Source organism: Cryobacterium aureum (assembly GCF_002954245.1).
In the GTDB taxonomy this organism is placed as follows: Bacteria; Actinomycetota; Actinomycetes; order Actinomycetales; family Microbacteriaceae; genus Cryobacterium; species Cryobacterium aureum.
In genome coordinates this window covers 13093-32656 of sequence record NZ_PPTG01000001.1, presented here as the reverse complement: position 1 = coordinate 32656, position 19564 = coordinate 13093, and the positions used below count along the sequence as shown (strand labels likewise).

Below are 19564 nucleotides of genomic sequence, written 5' to 3'. Positions count from 1 at the left end.
AGCAATTGCTAAGCACTTAGCTACACTAGCTAAGTGCTTAGCAATCGACTTCTTCTGTTGACCATCACCGCCCTGGCTCCCATGCTCTGGGGAACGACGTACCTGACGACCACGCTGTTCCTGCCCGCGGATCGGCCGCTCCTCGCGGCATTCCTGCGCGCACTGCCAGCGGGGATCCTGCTCTTGATACTGTGCCGGCGGTTGCCGCGCGGCGAATGGTGGTGGAAATCCTGGGTGCTCGGCGTGCTCAACATTGGGGCGTTCTTCGCCCTGCTCTTCATTGCGGCGTACCGGCTTCCCGGCGGCGTGGCAGCCATTGTCGGCGGCCTGCAGCCGCTCGTGGTCGCATTGCTCGCCAGTCGAGTGCTGCACGAGCGGATGACCGGACGCGTGCTGGTGAGCGGCGCGGCCGGAGCATTCGGCGTCAGTCTCATCGTGCTCCAATCGCAAGCGAGGCTGGACGCTATCGGAATCCTGGCCGCGGTCGGGGGCACCTTCTGCATGTCGTCGGGCATCGTGCTCTCCAAGAAGTGGGGGCAGCCGGCACCGCTGCTGGCGACGACCTCGTGGCAGCTCATCGCGGGCGGACTCAGCCTCCTGCCCGTCATGATCCTGCTCGAAGGCATTCCGACCACGCCGTTGACCGTGACCAACCTCGCTGGGTACGCGTATCTCTCTGTGGCCGGCACAGCATTCGCCTATGTTGCCTGGTTCCACGGCATTACGCGCCTGCCGGCCAGCACCATTGCATTCCTGGGCCTGCTAAGCCCCGTCGTGGCCATCGTGCTCGGCTGGGCGATCGCCGGAGAGCAACTTGCCCCGATTCAGATCGCTGGAATCGTCATCGTTCTGGGGTCGATCTCAGCGGTCATCGTTGCCAGGGCTCCAAAGCCTGCCGGTTCCCGGCGCCGGCGCAGCTGCGCTCGTGGCCGCGCCCGAAACTGGTAGCCGCTAAGGTAACCGGCGTAGCGGCCACCCGTATCGGGCGCGCTCATGCGCTGGCTGTGCGGCCAGTCGGGTGCGGGCATCCGCTCTGTTACTCTTTGGGCGCCTTGAGGTAGCGACGGATGGCGTGGACGACGACATAGGCCAGGCCGAGAAGCCCGATGGCGCTGCCGGTCGGCCGCCTAGCCTGCACCTTCCAGCATGTCAGTTTCGGTGTTTCCGATGTTGCGAATCACCGCGGGGCGATTCCTCGCGAGGTGCACGTACCACGCGATTGCCACGATCATCGTGGCAAGAAAGATGAACGGAATCACATTTAGCGGGTACGCGGGAACGGGATACACATTCGCGATGAAGACGTAGACCATGCTCACCACCGCAATCACGGCACAGATCCAGACGAGGGTGTTGTTCATTCGCTCGCGCCGGGTGTAGACGACGCACGCGACGGCCACGAGTGCGTAAGCCACCATGTAGCCGTAGGTGCCAAAGGTATCGACCCAGACCACGATATTCATGGCATCGACGCGGAAGGCAAGCATGATGACGTCGAGGAGGATCGCAGCGGGGCCGAAGACGAGCAAGACCCGGTGGGGGGTGAGGTGGCGTTCGTGGGTGCGACCAAACGCGGCCGGAAAGACGCCTTCCTTGCCCATGACGTAGAAGATGCGGCCGACGACGTTCAGTGGGGCGACGACAACGGCGAAGAAGGATGCTCCGACACCGAAGGTGAGGATCGGGGCGAACCACTCGGGCATCCCAATGGTTGTGGCAATTTCCTCCAGCGGGCTGGCGCTGCTCGCGAGGCCAGTGCCGAGCACAACCACCTGCGTGTAGGCGGCGAATACGTACAGCACGCCAACTCCGACCGCACTCCACATGATCACGCGGGGGATGGCGACGTAGGGGTTCTTGGCTTCACGCCCCAGGGCGTCGGCCGACGAGAATCCGACAAAGCCGAGAATACCCAGAACCATACCGACCGCAACGCCCCGGAAGGGAACGCCCTCAAAGCTGAACTGCGACGGATCCCACGCGGCCGGGCCGGCCCAGACCAGGGCCAGAATGAGCAAGATCAGGATGATGGTTACCGAGACCAGCTCCAGCACGAGCGATACGCGCGCAGAGAGGCGGATGCCGCGAATCGTGAAGAGGGTGGCCAGACCGCCGAGCACGATGGCCAGCACGATCTGGGTAAAAATTCCCTCGACGGGAACGCCGATCAGATTGAGAAACTGATTGAAGTAGGCCACGGAGCCCCCCAGCGAGCCAGCGGCGATGCCCCAACAGCCGATCAGAAGGGTGATGCCAGCCAGATAGGCGCCGACCGGGCCAAGTCCCTTGGAAACGTAGGTGTAGAGGGATCCTGCCGAGGCATGACGCCGGGCGAAGACGGCCACGCAGTAGCCGACGGCCAGAATGACGATGGTGGCGAGCACGAACGACCACACGGTTCCATTACCGGCTCCCAGGTAGATGGCTGCGGCCGTGAACGCAATAACCGCACTCGGTGCGATGTTGGCGACGGCCTGGGCGGCAAGTTCGGGCCCACTCATGACTCCGCTGCGGAGACCGGCATCGACCGGGGCATCCTTTCGCCGCGCCGATTCTTTACGTTCGGTAAGTGACATTGGACTCTCCAGTGAGTTCGGTAGATGCTTGATTGTGTTGGTGGTGTAGTCGGTTGCGCGGTGCGTGCATTAGGGAATGAGCAGGGTTCGGAGTGCGCTGCCGGTCTCCAATTCGTCCAGAGCGTCCAGCGCCTCACTCAGCGGACGGCGGGCAGAGACGAGGGGATCCAGCTTGAGCTGTCCGTCCATGTAGCAGTCCACCAGAGCCGGAATGTCGATCGAGGGTCGCACGCTGCCATAGTTTGAACCGAGAATTCGCTGGTCAGCTTCGGCGAGCACGAGCGGCTCAAAGGATGCCCGCGCGCCGGTCGGCGGCAAGCCCACGATGACCGCTGCGCCACCCAACCCCAGCATCTGGATGGCCTGCTCCGTGGTTGAGGTGCGACCGATGGCGTCGAATGCGTAGTCCACGCCATCGGGAAGGAGCTCATAGAGAGCTGCAACGGCGTCAACAGCCGAGGCGTCAATGCGATCCGTCGACCCGAATTGGGCGGCAAGTTTCGTCTTCTCTGGTCGAATATCGATGGCGATTATTCGCTCTGCACCGGCGAGCTTCGCGCCCTGGATGATGTTCAGCCCCACGCCGCCGCAGCCGATAACGGCGACGGTCGATCCCGGTTCGACCGCAGCCGTATTGAGGACGGCACCAACCCCGGTGGCCACTGCACAACCAACGAGAGCGATCACATCGAGGGGCGCGTCCTTGCGCACCCTGATGGCGCCGGAGGCCGGAACCACAACCTCTTCAGCGAACGACGAAACGCCGAGGTAATGGTGCAGCATCTCACCGTCTTTAGACAGCCGGGAGGTGCCATCGAAGAGCACCCCCTTCGGCGCAACAACGGTCGCGACCTTCTGGCAGCGTGCCTCGTGGCCAGACAGGCAGTACCGACATTCGCCGCACGGCGGAACCCAGGAGAGCACGACATGGTCGCCGACCGACAGCGAGGTGACTCCGGCACCGAGTTCGATGACGACGCCCGATCCCTCGTGCCCCATGACCAACGGGGAAGGAGCTGCCCATTCCCCGCGCCGAACGTGGAGGTCTGAGTGGCAGACCCCCGCAGCAGCAATCTTCACGCGAACCTCACCGGTGCGCGGGCCGGCAAGCTCGACATCGGCGAATTCCACTGGTTTATCGATTCCTCGAAAGACGACCGCTTTCATCTGGCTCCCTTGTCGTACGTTGTTGGACTCGCTCACTCTACGCAAATCCGTGGCACCAAAGCATTGTAAGAAATGTCCAATGAACGTGCCTGATGTGCCAATTTGTATAATCAACTATGACTCTGGACGTGGCCGCCGTGGCAAGGCTCGTGCAGGCAACAATCGTGGGCAGGTCCACGGCCCCGAACCGTCCTATTGATGACGTAATCTCAGTGGAATTGTTCTCCGTTGTGGCCCATACCGACTTCGTCAGCCTGGTGTTGATCAACGAAGCAGAGTTGCGCGTGCTGGTGCGCGAACAACACGGTCGCCTCGATGTGCTGCGCGGAGCGGTTCTGGTCACGACGACTCCGCAGATCGGCGCGGACAACGTGCAGAGGCTCGTAGAAACTGCTGGACTGACCGTACTATTCTGTGCCAGCCCGAATCTCGATCACATCCGAGATCAGATCGGTTTGTCACTGGCCACGGACCGCGCCGCCGAGGCGCGTCTGGTGACGACCGGCACGAAGGTCTTAACCCAGGTCGCCCGCCGAGGCGGCGTCAGCGCGGTCGTGATGGAACTGGCTCACCGGCTGAACGGTTGGGTCGTGCTGCTCGACAAGAATGGCCAAGTCATCACGAGCGCCGGTGCGGGAGCCCTGCACCTCGATGACGCAGTCGCCGTGGCGTTGCATCGCGTTGTCCGCGTTCAGCATCCGGGCTTGCAGGTGCATCCCATCGGCGAAGCTGAGCAACTCCGGGCCTTTCTGGTCGTGGCATCACGCAGTGGAACGACCAGTCGCACCCGCGATCTCGCGGCGCAATCGGCGGCCCTGATCGATTTGCTGCTGCGCACTCATGATCACACGGCGACGGAGCGTTTGGGGCGGGAAGTAATGATGGAAAGCCTCTTGACCGGCGCGACCGGCGCCCCAGCTCGGCTCCTGCGTCGGTGGGGCGTGCGGGATGACTCGATGACCGGATTCATGCTGTCGTCGCGAACTAAATCGGTTGACCTGGAGCGCCTCGTCCTCAGGTGGCTCGATGAAATGGGCGCCGTGCACGCCTTCACCACTGAACGGGATCGAATAGTCGGCCTCATTCATGACGACCTCGTCGACGAGTTGATCACAAGGGTGGACATGTTTACCGCGGACGCGCAGAAGCCGTTGAGATGCGGCATCGGTTCCAGTGTCGCCCCGGACGCCCTGAAATCTTCGGTACAGGAGGCTGGAGAGGCGCACGATGTCGCGCTCAAGGACAACCGTTCCACCGTGCGGTACGAAACTCTGCCGAGCGTTCAATACGTGCTGAAAGCGCTGGATGCCGAGGCCATCTCACGGATCACGCGCATACTCGATGGCTTGCGTGATCCAGACGGAACACCGGGTGCGCTCATGGAAACTCTCCGAGTTTTTCTCGGCGAGAACGGTTCCTGGGGCGTGTCGGCGCGTCGGCTCAACGTACACCGCCACACGCTAACAAGCCGGATTGCGCAGATCGAGAGCCTCACCGACCTGTCGATGGACAGTCCCGACGACCGCGCCGTGGCTTGGCTGGCTCTGCGTGCTCTCGCTATTCACGGCGCCGGAGCCGACTGAGCGCAGAGCATTAGGGGTCCACGAATGCATCCGTCGGTCAGTCTTTGGGAGCCTTGAGGTAGCGGCGAATGGCGAGCACGACGACCCACGCCAGGCCGAGGAGCACGATGGCGCTGCCGATGTAGCCGAACGTGGCGCTCACGCCGGTGGATTCGAGGGGGAGCAGCGCGTGCAGGTCAGTGAAACTCATTACTTAAGCCAACCACAGTGTGGCGTGCGTGGGTAACGAAAAAGCTCCCGCGTTCCAAAAGAACGCGGGCGCCTGATCAAGCCGATGCTGCTACTCGCGGGTGAGTACGAAAATACGCAGCATTTCGACGTAGAGCCAGACGACGGTCATGATGATGCCGAAAGCGCCGGTCCAGCCGTACTTGCGGGGCAGCCGGTTGTTGACGCCCTTCTGGATGAAGTCGAAATCCAGCACGAGCGAGTACGCAGCCAACAGCACCGCGAGCAGTCCGATGAGGATGCCGAGCTTGATGTCGAAGCCAAGAATGCTGATGCTCGCACTGCGCATGCCGAAGGCCTGGTCGCTGCCGCCGAAGATCATCATTCCCACGTTGATCAGCGAGAATGCGGCGTAGCCGATCATGGCGATCAAGAAGATCTTGGTGGCCTTCTTCGAGGCGCGAATCTTGCCGCTCTTGAACAGGGCCAGGGTGACGGCGACCACGACGAGAGTGGCGAGAACCGCCTGCATCACGACGCCCCCGTAGATGTCTTCGAAGACGCGCGAGATGCCGCCGACGAACAAACCCTGGGCCCCGGCGAAGGCGAGAATCAGCGGAGCCGACGGCTCCTTCTTGAAGGTGTTGACCAGGCCGAGCACGAAACCAACGATGGCACCCAGAATGAACAGGAACGGCAGCACCGGGGTGGCGACCCAGGAGATCATGGCCGCGACGACCAACAGCGCGAAGCCGAGGCCGGTCTTGGTGATGGTGTCTTCATAGGTCATGCGTTCGGTGTCCTGCGCACCGGCGGCCGGCCGGTTGTACATCGACTGCAGATCGTTGTCCGAGAGGGCCTGCGACGACGCCACTGCGCCACGAGCGCCGAACGCTTCGTTGCGGGAGAAAGCGGGGTTGGAGGATGCCATGGGTTGCTGTACTCACAATCAGCTGGTGGAGTATGGGGTGCGCGAAGATGAACCGACACGCAGCGCCTGGTGCGGCACTTCGTTAAAGGTACCTGAGAGCGCCGGCGAATGTGCTGGGGATCAGCCGATTTGCAGCATTTCCGGCGGTGTTTCGCACTCGTTTCGCTGTCAGCGGATGCCCGACCCCTGCATCCGTCATGGCCCCGTTGTTAGCCTGAAAGCATGCAACCGATCGTGATTGGCCACCGCGGGGCGAGCGGCCACCGGCCCGAGCACACGCGTTCCGCTTTTAACCTTGCCTTCGCGCTCGGCGCCGATGCCGTTGAACCCGACCTGGTCGCCACCCGCGACGGGGTGCTCGTCATTCGCCACGAAAACGAGATCTCCGGCACAACGGATGTCGCCACGCGCGCCGAATTCGCCGCTCGCCGCACCGAGAAACACATAGACGGCAAGTCGGTCACCGGCTGGTTTACCGAGGACTTCACCTGGGAGGAACTGAGCATTCTGCGCGCCAGGGAACGCCTGCCGACCCTGCGCCAGAGCAACACCACCTTCGACGATCAGCAGCCGATTCTGCGCCTGCGCGACCTGTTCGACCTGGTCGACGCCGCGGCCGGGCAGACCGACCGGGTGCTCGGCATCGTGGCCGAGATCAAGCACGGCAACTATTTCGCCAGCCTTGACCTGCCACTGCCCGAATTGTTCGCCGCCGAGGTGTCCGGGGCCGGATGGAACACCGACCGGCTCACCGTGGAGAGCTTCGAACCGAGCGTGCTCGCCCAGGTGCGCGCCCAGGGCGTGCGTGGCAAACACATCTTCCTACTCGAAGACCAGGGGCACCCGGCCGACCAGCTCTCCGAGTACGGCGCCGGCGCGCTCAGCTACGCCGAGCACCTCACCGCTGACGGCCTCGCGAGCCTGGCCGCGGGTTCTGATGGGATCGACGGGATCAGCGTGCCCAAATCGCTCATTCTGGAAACGGATGACGCGGGCGAAGTGACCGGGGCATCCGCGCTGGTCGATGATGCCCATGCCGCCGGGCTGGAGATCTACTGCTGGACTTTGCGCCCGGAGAACAAATTCTTGGCGACAACGTTCCAGAGCGGCACCCGCAGGGCGGACTTTGGTCACTGGCAGTCCGAATTTCGCGTCATTCTCGACTCGGGCGTCGACGGCGTGTTCGCCGACCACCCCGATTTGGCCGTGCACGTGCGCGACGGGCTGCGCTAACCCGGCCTCATGTCAGGGGCCTCGCCTACACTGGAAACTGACATGATCACACCTCTTAACGCGGAATCCGCGCCCGCAACCGCCGGCCGCTCGGCCACGCCGATCATTCTTGATGCATCCGGCTACGCGGGCACCGGCAACACCCAGCAGAGTCCGCTGCTCGACGGGCTCAACCCGCAGCAGAAAGAGGCGGTCGAATACCGCGGCCAGGCCTTGCTCATCATCGCCGGCGCCGGTTCGGGCAAGACGAGTGTGCTCACCCGTCGGGTCGCAAGCCTGCTCGAAACCCGCGATGCCTGGCCGAGCCAGATTCTCGCAATCACCTTCACCAACAAGGCCGCCGCCGAGATGCGCGAGCGGGTGCACGCCATCCTCGGCCAGGGCTCCGACGGAATGTGGATCAGCACCTTCCACTCCTCCTGCGTGCGCATTCTGCGCCGCGAAGCCGAGAAGATCGGCCTGTCCAGCACGTTCAGCATCTATGACTCGGCCGATACCAAGGTCACCCTCAAGCGCATCATCAAGGGACTTGACGCCGACACCTACGGGTTCACGCCGGGGTCGGCGGGCGCCAAGATTTCCAAGCTCAAGAACGAGCTCGCCGACGCCGATTCCTACGCTCGCAACGCGAACATGAGCGACCCGCAGGAGGTCATGTTCGTCGAGATTTTTCGGCAATACTCCGCCCGGCTGCGGGCCGCAAGCGCGCTCGACTTCGACGACCTCATCGGCGAGACCGTCTACCTGTTCCGCGCGTTCCCCAAGGTCGCCGCCCTTTACCGGCGTCGATTCCGGCACCTGCTGGTCGACGAATACCAGGACACCAACCACGCCCAGTACGCCCTCGTGCACGAGCTCACAAGGCCGGTCACGCCCGAGCTCGCACAGGAGATGGACGACGACGGCGTGCACGTGCGCAACCTGCGTGACGCCTCCGGCGCCATCCCAGGGGCATCGCTCACCGTGGTCGGCGACTCCGACCAGTCCATCTACGCCTTCCGCGGCGCCGACACCCGCAATATCAGCGGCTTCGAGCGGGACTACCCCGGAGCGAAGGTGATTCTGCTCGAGCAGAACTACCGGTCGACCCAAAACATTCTCTCGGCCGCGAACGCCGTGATCGGCCACAACTTCGACCGCACCGACAAGAAACTGTGGAGCGCGGGCGGCGACGGCGAGAAGATCGTGGGCTTTACAGCCTACTCAGGGCACGACGAAGCCCAGTTCGTCTCCGACGAGATTCAGGTGCTGCACGCGGCAGGCATGGCCTACCGCGACATGGCCGTGTTCTACCGCACCAACGCGCAGACCCGAGCGCTCGAAGAGATCCTGGTGCGCTCGGCCACGCCGTACCGGGTGGTCGGCGGCACCAAGTTCTACGAGCGGGCCGAGATCAAGGACGCCCTGGCCTACCTCATCGCCGTCGCCAACCCGGTCGACGAACTCGCCCTGCGCCGCATTCTGAACACCCCCAAGCGCGGCATCGGCCCGGCCACCGAGACCGGGCTGTCGAGTTTCGCCGACGACAATGACCTCACCTTTCGGCAGGCCATGCGCAACTCCGCTGCGCTTGGCCTCGGCCCTAAGGTGACCGGCGCCATCCTGAAGCTGGCCGAACTGCTCGATGCCGCCGCGCTCATGCTCGTGCCCACCTCGGTCACCGATGACGGTGTGCCGGTGGGCGGCTCGAACGTCAGCGAAGTGTTGGAGTTTCTGCTGAGCGGCAGCGGACTGCTCGCCGTGCTGCGAAACAGCCGTGACCCGCAAGACGAAGTACGAGCCGAGAACATCGAAGAGCTCGTTGCCCAGACCAAGGACTTCAACAAGGAGAACCCCGACGGCGGTCTCGTCGACTTTCTCACCCAGGTGTCACTCGTGGCGGCTGCCGACGACCTCGACGACGCCTCGGGAACCGTGTCGCTGATGACCCTGCACACCGCGAAGGGCCTCGAGTATGAGGCCGTGTTCCTCACCGGTGTCGAAGAGGGGCTGCTGCCGCACCAGATGTCGGCGAACGAGCCCGGCGGCCCGGCCGAAGAACGTCGCCTGTTCTACGTGGGCATCACCCGCGCCCGCAAGCGGCTCTACCTCTCGCTCGCCATGACCCGGGCCCAGTTCGGCGACATCAACGTGGCCATGCCGAGCCGGTACCTGCAGGAGATTCCGGCCGAGCTGATCGACTGGAAGCAGTCGCCGGGCATGGCCAACTCCCGCGGCGGCACCCAACCGCGCGCTCTGAATGCACGCCGCGATGGTGGCCTCGGTACTGGGTTTCGTGGTGGGTTCGGTAATTCCCTCAGCGGATCGTCCGGCGCAAGCGACGGCTACGGCGGCCGCAGCAGTTACGGCAATAGTGCGAAGCCGACCGGCCTTCCGCCGGGCAAGCCGAAGACCGAGTGGGCGAACAAGATCACCGGAACGGTGCGCGACAACGGCAGCCTCGAGCTGGCGGCGGGCGACCGCATCCGCCACCATGATTTCGGCGAGGGCCGGGTCAACCAGGTCACCGGCGAGGGCACCAAACGCATCGCGCACGTGCAGTTCGACACCATGGGTGCCAAAAAGCTGTTGATCAAGATCGCCCCGATCGAAAAGATCTAGCATGCACCCCGTGCAACCCGCGCCGGGGCAGGAATCGGGCCAGCCCGAATCCCTGCGGCAGCCCGAATCCCTGCGGCAGTGGGCGCGCTCCCTGCGATCCTTCCAGTTCGAGGTCGCCACCCGGGCCGCGGTCGCCGCCGCGCTGCCGCTCACCATTCTGGTACTCACCGGCCACCTCGACTGGGCCGCTTATGCCGCCTTCGGCGCCATGACGGCGCTGTTCGGCCGCAACGAGCCGTACCGGGTACGGTTGCGCACGGTCACCGTCGCCGGCGCTCTCATGCTCGCGATCATCACGTTCGCCCTCGCATTCGCCCTGATCGAGGCGCCACTGATCGTGCTCACTGCCGGACTGGTCGTGGTGATCGTCGCCGGAATTCTCGTGGCAGCCACGGCCGGGCTGTTTCCGGCCACACCGATCTTCTTCGTTTTTGGTTATGCCGTGATCGCGCAGCTGCCCACTCCGGGCGAGGAATTCTGGCCGCGGCTGCTCGTTGCCATCGCCTCGGCCGCGTTCGCCTGGCTACTGACGATGTCGGGCTGGTTTCTGCGCCGGGTCTCCGGGCAGCGCGAACCCGACCTCTACAAGAACCTATTGCGCGGTGCCCTCGTGCGTCCGGCTGCTATTCGCGACCGCCAGGTGTGGAACTCCATTGGCCAGAACGTCGTCGGGGCGCTCGCCGCCGGTTCCCTCGCCCTCGCGGCGGGGATCGGACATCCGTATTGGGCGGTGGTCAGCGTTGTAGCGGTGCTGCCACCGCCCGGCGCGAAGCACTCCGTGTCGCGGGCATTCCACCGCATGATCGGCACGACGCTCGGCGTCGGCGTGACCGCGCTCGTGCTGCTGCCTGGCCCGCCGGTCGCGGTGTTGATTCTGGTTATCGCGCTCGGTCAGTTCGGCGCCGAAATTCTGATCGGCCGACACTACGGCGCCGCCCTGTTGTTCGTGACCCCGCTCGCCCTCACCGTGGTGCACCTCACTAGCCCGGTTTCCGTGCCGGCGCTGCTGGTCGATCGCGTGCTCGAGACGGTGCTCGGCAGCGTCATTGCCCTCATCATCGTGCTGCTGGTGCGGGCGCAGGTTCAGCTGAAAAATAGGCATTGACGACACACAGACTGTTCACAGGTTATCGATAGCTGTTCGATGGGACCTCGGTCGATGCTCTACTCATGAGCCTCGACACGCGCACCACCCGAACCGGCCCGGCGGCCGTGAAAACCCCCCGCGCAACTTCGCCGCACCCCGCCTACCAGAAGCGGATGCGCCTCGCCGACAGCCTGCAGATTCTCTGCGTCGCCTCGGTCGCCATCGTCATCGCCATCTTTCTCGCCGACGGGGGAGCGGCCAAGTTCGCCACGCCGGCGGACGCCTTCACCTCCCTCGGAATCATCGCCGGCCTGGTCGGCACCGACCTGCTGCTCGTAATGCTCGTGCTGGCCGCACGGCTGCCCCCAATCGACCGCGCCTTCGGGCATGATCAGGCCATGGCCGTGCACCAGTCGCTCGGCAAGCCGGCCCTCTATCTCATACTGGGCCACGCGGCCCTGCTCATCACCGGCTATGCCCTCGCCGAAAACGTGAACGTGTTCGCCGAGGTCTGGAATATGTTCACGAGCCTGCCCGACATGCCGCTGGCCTTTCTCGGCCTCGCGCTCATGATCGGCGTCGTCATCACCTCGCTCGTGGTCGTGCGTCGCAAATTTCGCTACGAGGCCTGGCATGCCGTGCACCTGCTCGCCTATTTGTCGGTGCTCGTCGCGATTCCGCACCAGTTGAGTGTCGGCAACCTGCTCAGCGAGGGGGCCATCGCCCGCTACTACTGGCTCGCCCTCTATGTAGCGGTTGCCGGTGCCATCATCGTGTTTCGGTTTCTGCTGCCGGTCACGCGGTCGTTGCGCCACCGGCTCGTCGTGGACCGGGTAGACGCCGTCGCCCCGGGCGTTGTCTCCATCACCCTGACCGGGCACCAGCTCGACAAACTCCGGGCGACCTCCGGGCAGTTCTTTGTCTGGCGGTTCTGGGCCAACGGGCTCTGGTGGCAGGCACACCCGTTCTCGCTGTCATCGGCCCCGAGCGAGCGCGGACTGCGCATCACGGTTCGCGGTCTCGGCGATGCCTCGCAGCAGCTTCCCCAATTGAAACGCGGTACCCGGGTGAGCTTCGAAGGCCCTTACGGGCTGTTCACCGAGAACGCTCGCACGTCGCCCCGCGTCGTGCTGGTCGCCGCAGGCATCGGCGTCGCTCCCATCCGCTCGCTGCTGGAAACGGTATCGTTCGCGCCGGGCAACGCCACCGTGCTGCTGCGCTCGCACAGCCTTGGCGACACCTACCTGGTCGACGAGCTCACCGACCTGTGCCGGGTGCGGGGGGCCGAGCTGCGCATCATCGCCGGCAAACGTCCCAAGGGTGTGAGTACCTGGCTGCCAGCGGATGCGGCCCGCGCCGGAATCACCCTGCGCAAGATCGTTCCCGAACTTCTTGACTCCGATATCTACATCTGCGGTCCCCGCCCGTGGACCGACGCCGTCGTGCGTGATGCCCGTGCGGGCGGGGTTCCCAAGAAGCAGATCCATTACGAAAGGTTTGACTGGTGAGAGCACGCGCCGTAGCACTGGCCGCACTGGCCTCGGTGTCGATCGTCGGCATCGGCTGGCAGCTTGGCTCGCAGGCCATTGACGCCTCGCACAGTCTTGCCTTAAGCGCTGTCAGAACCGACCCGGCTGCGGTGGCGGATGCGGCAGCCGCTGCTGCAACCTCTGCGGCATCCGCGACGGCTGCCGCACAATCGGGAACCTTCACCGGCTCGGTCGTGGCCACTCGGTTCGGCAATATGCAGGTCTCCGTCACGATCGACGCCAGCACGATCACCGACATCACCGCCCTGCAGCTCACCAACCACGACGGCAGATCGGTGCAGATCAGCAATCGCGCAGCGCCAATTCTTCGTTCTGAAGTGCTCGCCGCACAGAGTGCGAGCGTACAGAACGTGAGTGGCGCCACCTATACAACCGACGGCTACCTGCAGTCGCTGCAGTCAGCTCTCGATTCGGCTGGGTTCTAGGTGCTGACGATGCGCCGTCAATATGAACGGATGCCTGCGCTCACATTCGCAACAATGGGCACAATGGTGAGCCTGCGACTCGGCGCCGCTGATTTCGAGCACGGCGCGTCTGCCCTGGCTTCTGCTGCGCAGACGGTGGCGACGGTGTTTGGGCGCTGGGATGAGCAGTTCAGCCTGTACCGGAAGGACTCGGAGCTGAGCCGGGTCGCGCGCGGCGACATCCGATTGACCGATGCCAGTGATGGCCTGCGCGATTGCTACGCCGTAGCGCTGAACTGGCGCGATCGCACCCAGGGCGTGTTCACGCCGCATCGTGCCGACGGCGTGATCGACCTCTCTGGAGTGGTCAAGGGGCTCGCCATCGCCGAAGCCGGGGCGGCCCTGAGCACGAACGGCCTCGCCAACTGGTCAATCAACGCGGGCGGTGACGTCTTGGTCAGCGGCCGACCTAGCGATCGATTTGAGGCGTGGGAGTCCGCCGACAGTGCGATGCCGACCGGGCACCGCGTGGCGGCTCCGGCCGCGGTGACCGATATCCCAGAATGGGTCGTCGCGATCGTCGACCCATTCGATCGGGGTGACGTGATTGCGAGCGTGCCGTTGCGACATCCGCTTCGGGCCGTGGCTACCTCTGGCAGCGCGGAACGCGGTGAACACATCTGGACGGCCTTGAACAGCGAGCCATCGCCGTTTCGCCAGGTGAGCGTGTTCGCCGCCGACATCGTCACGGCCGACGTACTCGCGACGGCGATCGTGGCAGGCGGTGAGGCGACGCTGAACGAGATGACCGATCGCTTCGCCATCGACGTGCTCGCGGTGCTGCGTGACGGCCAGTTGCTCGCGACTCCGGGATTGCGCCGGTCTGAGTAAGCCGCTGTGGCCGGCCCGGACAGTTGATACCTGGCGCTTGATCGTCGGGTGACGCGGGGGTACCGTGGCCCGCGAATCAAGCGCCCATCACCCACAGCTCGGTGGTAATGCCAATGCCGGACCGCCCATGATTCAAGCCTGAGAACGGCTTCGAGGATTTAGAACGGGGGACTGTCGCTGTCCTGATTGGGGCTGCCTCTATTGGGGTCGGCCTGGTTTGGGTCGGCCTCGTTGGGATCGGGGAGGTCGGCCCAGACGTCGATGGGCCGTCGCCTGATATCGATGGTGGGGCCGCATTCTTTTGCGGCCGAGGTTGGCCCGAGGCGGGTGGCGGGGTGGGTGGCGTAGTGTTTGCCGGCGGGGCTGCTCCAGTGGAGGACACCGTCGGGGCTTTGTTCGGCGGTCCAGCCGGATTCTGTTTTGAGGCGGTGGCCGCGTTTGCAAAGGTGGGCGAGGTTGTCCCAGCGGGTTTCGCCGTTGTATTGCCAGTCGTGGGTGTGGTCGATTTCGCTGTGTCGTGCCTGGCGGGTGCAGCCGGGGAATCGGCAGGTTCCGTCTCGAATTTCGAGCCATTTCTTCAGGTCGGCGGGGACTTTGTAGCGGGTTTTGCCGACGCTGAGCACCGCACTGGTTTCGGGGTGGATCAGGATGCGGGTGAAGCTTTTCGCGGAGGCGGCGACCCGGCGGGCGGTCTCGGCGTCGATCGGGCCGAATCCGTCGAGGGTGCCTGGCTCTTCGCTGAGGCCCATCAGGGTCAGCGCCGGCACGGTCACGTTCACCAGCCCCTGCACCCCGGCACCGAGCCCGGTCTCGGTCACGCCGGTCAATAGGAGGTCGACGGCGACGTCGAGGCGTTGCTGGCCGAGGGTGCGAGTGTCGACGGGTTCCTGCTGGGCGGCGTTGTGCAGGCTGCGCGCCACGGTGTCGACGCGGTCGTTGATGGCGGCGGCGTCTTCCTGGGTGAGGATCAGCTCGAGGCAGGCCATGCCGTCGCGGGCGGGCATCACCGAGAAACAACGCTGGCTGAGCGCGCTTTTGTGGCGTTTCACGATGGATTCGGGGTGGGAGAGTTCCCGGATGGTGATCGCCCGCTTCTTCAGCTGGTTGGCGGTCAGATCGTCGATCCCGTTGAGGGCTTCGGCTTCGAATGCGGCCCGGGCGTCGTCGGGCAGGGATAGGGCGTTGTCGACGATGACCTCGACGTGTCGGTAGCTGATCGATCCGTCGGCGAGCTTGGCCCGGGTAGTGGGCAGGGTGCGTTGCAGCAGCTTGCTCACGCAGAGCAGGTTGCGTGCCGTGTTCTCGTGCACCCGCAGCAGGCAGGCGAGTTCGGCAACGAGACCTTCCTCGGCGGCTTGTTTCTCCGACCAGCGTTGCAAGGGCAGGCCCTGCTCACCCGCAGTCTGCGCCTCGTGCGTCAGTAACGCCCGGGGCAGCGGACGGCCGGTCACTGCGGTGCTCGCCACAAACAGGGCGAGGTCGTCAATCGCGGCGGCCCGAGCAGCGTGGGCCCGATTGATCTGGAGGTCACAGTGCCGCACTGCGTCGAGCAGCCGCACCTGCTCCACATCGACCGGACGTGCCTTCCACTCTTCCAGGGAGGCTGCGACGACATAGTTCAACGACTGCACCCCGGAGATTGTCTTGGTTCCCGCTGACCGGTGCGTTCGCGGGGACTTACCCGGCTTGATTCCCGCCGCCGCCAGCTCGGCCAGCCACTCCGCGAGCTCGGCGGCATTGGCCGCCGCTCGGGCGCCGGCCGCCGCATCCTCCGCCGCAAGAGCATCAGCCGTCGAAAGAGCAGCGGCCGCAGGATCCTCCGTCGAAGGCGCAGGCGCCGAAACATCTGCCGCCGAAACATCTGCCTCGGAAACATCTGGCTCGCGACTCGCGCTCGATGCCTGCGTACCTGACGGGGTGTCCGGCTGTGTCTCCGAAGGCATCTTTGGAGGCATATCCGGAGGTGGATTGGGAGGTGGATCGTCCTTGATCGCCATACCACAATTATCTCATAAATCGAACAGGAAAGCGAGACTCGTACAAGAAATTAGCGACTATATCTCCCAGAGTGTCGTATCTACATTCGAAATCAATTGTAGCGGCGCGCAGCATCTAGGCTCGCAGGATGACCCGGACCAACGAACGGATGCGCCGGCCAGTGACGCTCGCCCGCCGTCTGCTCGTGGCGGTCGGCGCCGGGATTGTGACCGGGCTGCTGGCCAGAGCGCTCTACACCGTGCTGCCGGAGCCGTGGACCACCCTCGCCAATACCAGCGCGCTGTGGGGTCTGCTCCCGTTCACCGTTGCAGCTCTGACCCGAGCTCGCGGTTCGCGCGCGATCCTGGTCGGCGCGACCGCGCTGGTGGCGCTGGTCGCAACCTGGGCCGCGCTCGGCGCGGAGTCGGAGTCATCCCGCGTGCTCGTGCTGTGGGCGATCGTTGCCATCGGCGCCGGTGCGCTGTGTGGGCTGGCGGGTGACCTGGCCGGCCGCCGGCATCCGCTCTGGCACCGCTTGGGTTTGGCCGTGATGAGCGGGCTTATCCTCGGCGAGGCGTTCTACGGCGCGGTGCTGATCGGCGGCCCGCAATGGTGGGGCGAGGGCGCAGTGGGCCTGCTTCTGATTCTCGGCGGAGGTCGTCGCTGGCCCGATCGGGCAGTGGCGCTCTCGCTGGCCGCGCTGATGGCGGCTGGCCTGTTCGGCGCGTACCTGCTCTTTGACGCGATCGCCGCCGGCTAGAACAGCACAAGGTGCCGCCTGCGGGTCAGACGGCGGTGGGCATCCGCTGGCTAGAGGCGCGTTGTACGAGCGCGGCGATGGCACGCCAGCCGAGCAGGAACACGCCGAGCACGATGGTTGTGACGATCGCGAAACTCAACTGCACGCCCTGGCCGCTGGCCAGGCGCAGCAGGAGACCGCCGGCCACGGTGGCGATCCAGACGCCGAGGCCGGTCCAGACGATTGTGCGCGGGTGACGCCAGGCGCGCAGCACCAGCCAGCCGATGATGAGGCCGCCGAGGAACGGCCAGTAGGTCTCGCCGATGCCGGCCAGGCTCTCGCCGTGGCTGAGGCGACCGATCGCAGCGAAGGCCAGCACGACGCCTGCGTCGAGCACGCCAGCGGTGCGGATTGATGATCGAGAAATGGGGCCAGCTCCGATGTGCAGTGATGCCATATTTTCAGCCTATCCACGCGATGAGGGCGTAACCCGGAGTTGCCTGTGAGCCATCGCCCTAAACACCGCCGCCGATCAGCGCACCGATGACGTAGGTCACCGCGAGGGCGAGAATGCCGCCGATGACGATGCGCGCGATGGCGCGCGGCTTGGGGCTGTTGCCGAGGTGGGCGCTGAGCCAGCCGGTGATGACGAGCGCGATCAGTACCGCGAAGAACGTAGCGCCAATCCGGTATTCGGCCGGGGGCAGCAGTACGGCGAGCAGGGGGAGCGCAGCGCCGACGGTGAAGGCGACAGCGGATGCGTAGGCCGCGTGCCAGGGATTCGACACGTCCTGCTCGGTGATGTGCAACTCGACTTCGAGATGCGCTGCGAGGGCATCATGCTTGGTGAGTTCGAGTGCGACCTGCTGGGCGGTCTGGCTGGAGAGCCCCTTGGCCTCGTAGAATCCGGCCAGTTCGGCGAGTTCTTCTTCGGGCTCGTTTTCGAGCTCCCAGGTCTCCTTGGCAATCAGGGCGCGCTCGGAGTCGCGCTGACTGCTGACCGACACGTACTCGCCGAGGGCCATCGAAATGGCGCCGGCGAGCAGGCTCGCGACCCCGGCGATGAGAATCACATGGGAATCGGTGGTTGCGGCGGCGACACCGACGACGAGGGCGGCGACGGAGACGATGCCGTCATTCGCGCCCAGAACACCGGCGCGCAGCCAGTTCAGCCGGGAGGCGAGGCCGGCGGCGTGCGGTTCCACCGTTTGAACAAGATCAGTCATACCACTAGATAAGCACTCGGTGGCGGCGTCGTCCAGCAAGGTGTGGCTAGCCTTCGCGCTAGCGCTTTGTGGCGGCACAGCATCGTTTCGGGAGCCTGCGGGGTGCGCCGTGACGCTCAATTCACGCGATAGAGTTTCCAAGGGCCAGTTTGTCTTGATGTCGAGCTAATTTACGGCTGAACTGCTGTCACCAACAACCTCATATATCTTCACCGGCGGTGTGATCGCCAAGACGCGGATTGGAAGAGCAGCGTGGATCTTTACGAGTACCAAGCGAGAGACCTCTTTGAGGAATATGGTGTGCCGGTTCTGCCGGGCATCATCGCAGACACCCCCGCCGAAGTACGTGCAGCGGCCGAGAAGCTCGGTGGCGTTGTCGTAGTCAAGGCGCAGGTCAAGGTCGGCGGCCGCGGCAAGGCCGGCGGCGTCAAGGTAGCCAAGACTCCGGATGACGCCGAGGCCGCTGGCCAGAGCATCCTGGGCCTGGACATCAAGGGCCACACCGTTCACCGCGTCATGGTGGCCGGCGGTGCCCGCATCAAGCAGGAATTCTACTTCTCCGTGCTGCTGGACCGGTCCAACCGGTCCTACCTGTCGCTCGCCAGCTACGAGGGCGGCGTGGAGATCGAAGTTCTCGCCGTCGAGAAGCCCGAGGCGCTCGCCTACACCGCCGTCGACCCGATGGTCGGCATCGACCTCGCGCTGGCGAAGCAGATCGCGATCGACGCCAAGTTCCCGGCCGAGCTCGTCGACAAGGTCGCACCGGTCTTCGTCAAGCTCTACGACGTGTTCAAGGGTGAAGACGCGACCCTGGTCGAGGTTAACCCGCTCGTACTCACCGAAGAGGGCGACATCATCGCGCTCGACGGCAAGGTGACGATCGACGAGAACGCCGACTTCCGTCACCCCAAGCACGCGCTCCTCGAGGACGCCGCTGCGGCTGACCCGCTCGAAGCCAAGGCCAAGGCTGCCGGCCTCAACTACGTGAAGCTCGACGGTGAAGTCGGCATCATCGGCAACGGCGCTGGACTGGTCATGTCGACCCTCGACGTCGTCGCCTACGCCGGCGAGAACTTCGGTAGCGTCAAGCCGGCCAACTTCCTCGACATCGGGGGCGGAGCATCCGCTGAGGTCATGGCCGCCGGCCTCGACGTCATTCTCGGCGACCCGCAGGTCAAGAGCGTGTTCGTCAACGTCTTCGGTGGCATCACTGCCTGTGACGCCGTCGCCAAGGGCATCGTGGGCGCGCTCGCCGAGCTCGGTTCTGCCGCCAACAAGCCGCTCGTCGTTCGCCTCGACGGCAACAACGTCGAGGAGGGTCGTCGCATCCTCGCCGAGGCGAACCACCCGCTCGTAACACTGGCCGCCACCATGGACGAGGGCGCCGCCAAGGCCGCCGAACTCGCCCACGCCGCGAAGTAAGGGACAACC

General features: G+C 64.8%; 17 protein-coding genes. 10 read left to right on the top strand and 7 right to left on the bottom strand.

Annotated features, from left to right (window positions below; translation table 11 throughout):
* The first annotated feature begins 33 nt into the window (after positions 1-33).
* Entirely contained in the window at positions 34-948 is a 915-nt protein-coding gene (locus CJ028_RS00135) for an EamA family transporter (RefSeq protein ID WP_240607005.1), read from the top strand.
* 179 nt (positions 949-1127) lie between these two features.
* Here CJ028_RS00135 and CJ028_RS00130 read toward each other — a convergent pair whose 3' ends face one another.
* Entirely contained in the window at positions 1128-2576 is a 1449-nt protein-coding gene (locus tag CJ028_RS00130) for an APC family permease (protein ID WP_105033284.1), read from the bottom strand.
* Positions 2577-2645: 69 nt separating this feature from the next.
* Positions 2646-3743 carry an alcohol dehydrogenase catalytic domain-containing protein gene (locus tag CJ028_RS00125; RefSeq protein ID WP_105033283.1) on the bottom strand — a complete coding sequence of 366 codons (1098 nt, stop codon included), beginning with the start codon at positions 3741-3743 and terminating at the stop codon, positions 2646-2648.
* A 116-nt stretch (positions 3744-3859) separates the two neighbouring features.
* Between CJ028_RS00125 and CJ028_RS00120 the strand changes: the two genes are divergently transcribed.
* Positions 3860-5326, top strand: coding sequence for a PucR family transcriptional regulator (locus CJ028_RS00120; protein ID WP_105033282.1), 1467 nt, complete (start codon positions 3860-3862; stop codon positions 5324-5326).
* Between the two features lie 37 nt (positions 5327-5363).
* Here CJ028_RS00120 and CJ028_RS20815 read toward each other — a convergent pair whose 3' ends face one another.
* Positions 5364-5516, bottom strand: coding sequence for a hypothetical protein (locus tag CJ028_RS20815; RefSeq protein ID WP_161498845.1), 153 nt, complete (start codon positions 5514-5516; stop codon positions 5364-5366).
* Between the two features lie 90 nt (positions 5517-5606).
* Positions 5607-6425: a Bax inhibitor-1/YccA family protein gene (locus tag CJ028_RS00115; RefSeq protein ID WP_105033281.1), complete on the bottom strand. Its 819-nt coding sequence runs from the start codon at positions 6423-6425 to the stop codon at positions 5607-5609.
* A 222-nt stretch (positions 6426-6647) separates the two neighbouring features.
* On the opposite strand from CJ028_RS00115, the gene CJ028_RS00110 reads away from it, so the two are divergent.
* From CJ028_RS00110 to CJ028_RS00085, 6 genes are all read left to right on the top strand, one after another.
* Positions 6648-7658: a glycerophosphodiester phosphodiesterase family protein gene (locus tag CJ028_RS00110; protein ID WP_105033280.1), complete on the top strand. Its 1011-nt coding sequence runs from the start codon at positions 6648-6650 to the stop codon at positions 7656-7658.
* A 42-nt stretch (positions 7659-7700) separates the two neighbouring features.
* A complete protein-coding gene (locus tag CJ028_RS00105) occupies positions 7701-10259 on the top strand; it encodes an ATP-dependent helicase (protein ID WP_105033279.1) in 2559 nt (852 codons plus the stop codon).
* 10 nt (positions 10260-10269) lie between these two features.
* The gene (locus CJ028_RS00100) at positions 10270-11364 is read left to right on the top strand and encodes an FUSC family protein (RefSeq protein WP_240607004.1); all 1095 of its coding nucleotides are present in this window, start codon (positions 10270-10272) and stop codon (positions 11362-11364) included.
* Between the two features lie 65 nt (positions 11365-11429).
* Positions 11430-12854, top strand: a complete 1425-nt coding sequence (locus tag CJ028_RS00095) for a ferredoxin reductase family protein (RefSeq protein WP_240607003.1) — start codon at positions 11430-11432, stop codon at positions 12852-12854.
* Positions 12851-13321 (top strand): FMN-binding protein, encoded by a 471-nt coding sequence (locus CJ028_RS00090; protein WP_105033277.1) that lies wholly within the window; start codon positions 12851-12853, stop codon positions 13319-13321. The genes CJ028_RS00095 and CJ028_RS00090 overlap by 4 nt, the downstream gene beginning before the upstream one ends.
* Before the next feature lie 63 nt (positions 13322-13384).
* The gene (locus tag CJ028_RS00085; RefSeq protein ID WP_338064120.1) at positions 13385-14191 is read left to right on the top strand and encodes an FAD:protein FMN transferase; all 807 of its coding nucleotides are present in this window, start codon (positions 13385-13387) and stop codon (positions 14189-14191) included.
* 158 nt (positions 14192-14349) lie between these two features.
* Here the strand turns inward: CJ028_RS00085 and CJ028_RS00080 are convergent, their stop codons facing one another.
* A complete protein-coding gene (locus tag CJ028_RS00080) occupies positions 14350-16134 on the bottom strand; it encodes an HNH endonuclease signature motif containing protein (RefSeq protein ID WP_161498844.1) in 1785 nt (594 codons plus the stop codon).
* Positions 16135-16316: 182 nt separating this feature from the next.
* On the opposite strand from CJ028_RS00080, the gene CJ028_RS00075 reads away from it, so the two are divergent.
* Positions 16317-16928, top strand: coding sequence for a DUF6518 family protein (locus CJ028_RS00075; protein ID WP_129590320.1), 612 nt, complete (start codon positions 16317-16319; stop codon positions 16926-16928).
* Positions 16929-16953: 25 nt separating this feature from the next.
* Here the strand turns inward: CJ028_RS00075 and CJ028_RS00070 are convergent, their stop codons facing one another.
* Both CJ028_RS00070 and CJ028_RS00065 read right to left on the bottom strand, forming a co-directional pair.
* Entirely contained in the window at positions 16954-17364 is a 411-nt protein-coding gene (locus CJ028_RS00070) for a DUF3054 domain-containing protein (RefSeq protein ID WP_167395119.1), read from the bottom strand.
* A 58-nt stretch (positions 17365-17422) separates the two neighbouring features.
* The gene (locus tag CJ028_RS00065; RefSeq protein ID WP_105033273.1) at positions 17423-18133 is read right to left on the bottom strand and encodes a VIT1/CCC1 transporter family protein; all 711 of its coding nucleotides are present in this window, start codon (positions 18131-18133) and stop codon (positions 17423-17425) included.
* A gap of 252 nt (positions 18134-18385) precedes the next feature.
* On the opposite strand from CJ028_RS00065, the gene sucC reads away from it, so the two are divergent.
* On the top strand, positions 18386-19555 hold the full coding sequence (gene sucC / locus CJ028_RS00060) for an ADP-forming succinate--CoA ligase subunit beta (RefSeq protein WP_105033272.1): 1170 nt from the start codon (positions 18386-18388) through the stop codon (positions 19553-19555).
* Positions 19556-19564: the final 9 nt, after the last annotated feature.

Excerpts from the sequence above, each read along its gene's own strand:
- CJ028_RS00095 (WP_240607003.1), top strand. The coding sequence starts at position 11,430 with ATGAGCCTCGACACGCGCACCACCCGAACCGGCCCGGCGGCCGTGAAA.
- CJ028_RS20815 (WP_161498845.1), bottom strand. The coding sequence starts at position 5,516 with ATGAGTTTCACTGACCTGCACGCGCTGCTCCCCCTCGAATCCACCGGC.
- CJ028_RS00130 (WP_105033284.1), bottom strand. The coding sequence starts at position 2,576 with ATGTCACTTACCGAACGTAAAGAATCGGCGCGGCGAAAGGATGCCCCG.
- CJ028_RS00080 (WP_161498844.1), bottom strand. The coding sequence starts at position 16,134 with ATGCCTTCGGAGACACAGCCGGACACCCCGTCAGGTACGCAGGCATCG.
- CJ028_RS00070 (WP_167395119.1), bottom strand. The coding sequence starts at position 17,364 with ATGGCATCACTGCACATCGGAGCTGGCCCCATTTCTCGATCATCAATC.
- CJ028_RS00085 (WP_338064120.1), top strand. The coding sequence starts at position 13,385 with ATGGTGAGCCTGCGACTCGGCGCCGCTGATTTCGAGCACGGCGCGTCT.
- CJ028_RS00110 (WP_105033280.1), top strand. The coding sequence starts at position 6,648 with ATGCAACCGATCGTGATTGGCCACCGCGGGGCGAGCGGCCACCGGCCC.
- CJ028_RS00105 (WP_105033279.1), top strand. The coding sequence starts at position 7,701 with ATGATCACACCTCTTAACGCGGAATCCGCGCCCGCAACCGCCGGCCGC.
- CJ028_RS00120 (WP_105033282.1), top strand. The coding sequence starts at position 3,860 with ATGACTCTGGACGTGGCCGCCGTGGCAAGGCTCGTGCAGGCAACAATC.
- CJ028_RS00075 (WP_129590320.1), top strand. The coding sequence starts at position 16,317 with ATGACCCGGACCAACGAACGGATGCGCCGGCCAGTGACGCTCGCCCGC.
- CJ028_RS00065 (WP_105033273.1), bottom strand. The coding sequence starts at position 18,133 with ATGACTGATCTTGTTCAAACGGTGGAACCGCACGCCGCCGGCCTCGCC.
- CJ028_RS00115 (WP_105033281.1), bottom strand. The coding sequence starts at position 6,425 with ATGGCATCCTCCAACCCCGCTTTCTCCCGCAACGAAGCGTTCGGCGCT.
- CJ028_RS00125 (WP_105033283.1), bottom strand. The coding sequence starts at position 3,743 with ATGAAAGCGGTCGTCTTTCGAGGAATCGATAAACCAGTGGAATTCGCC.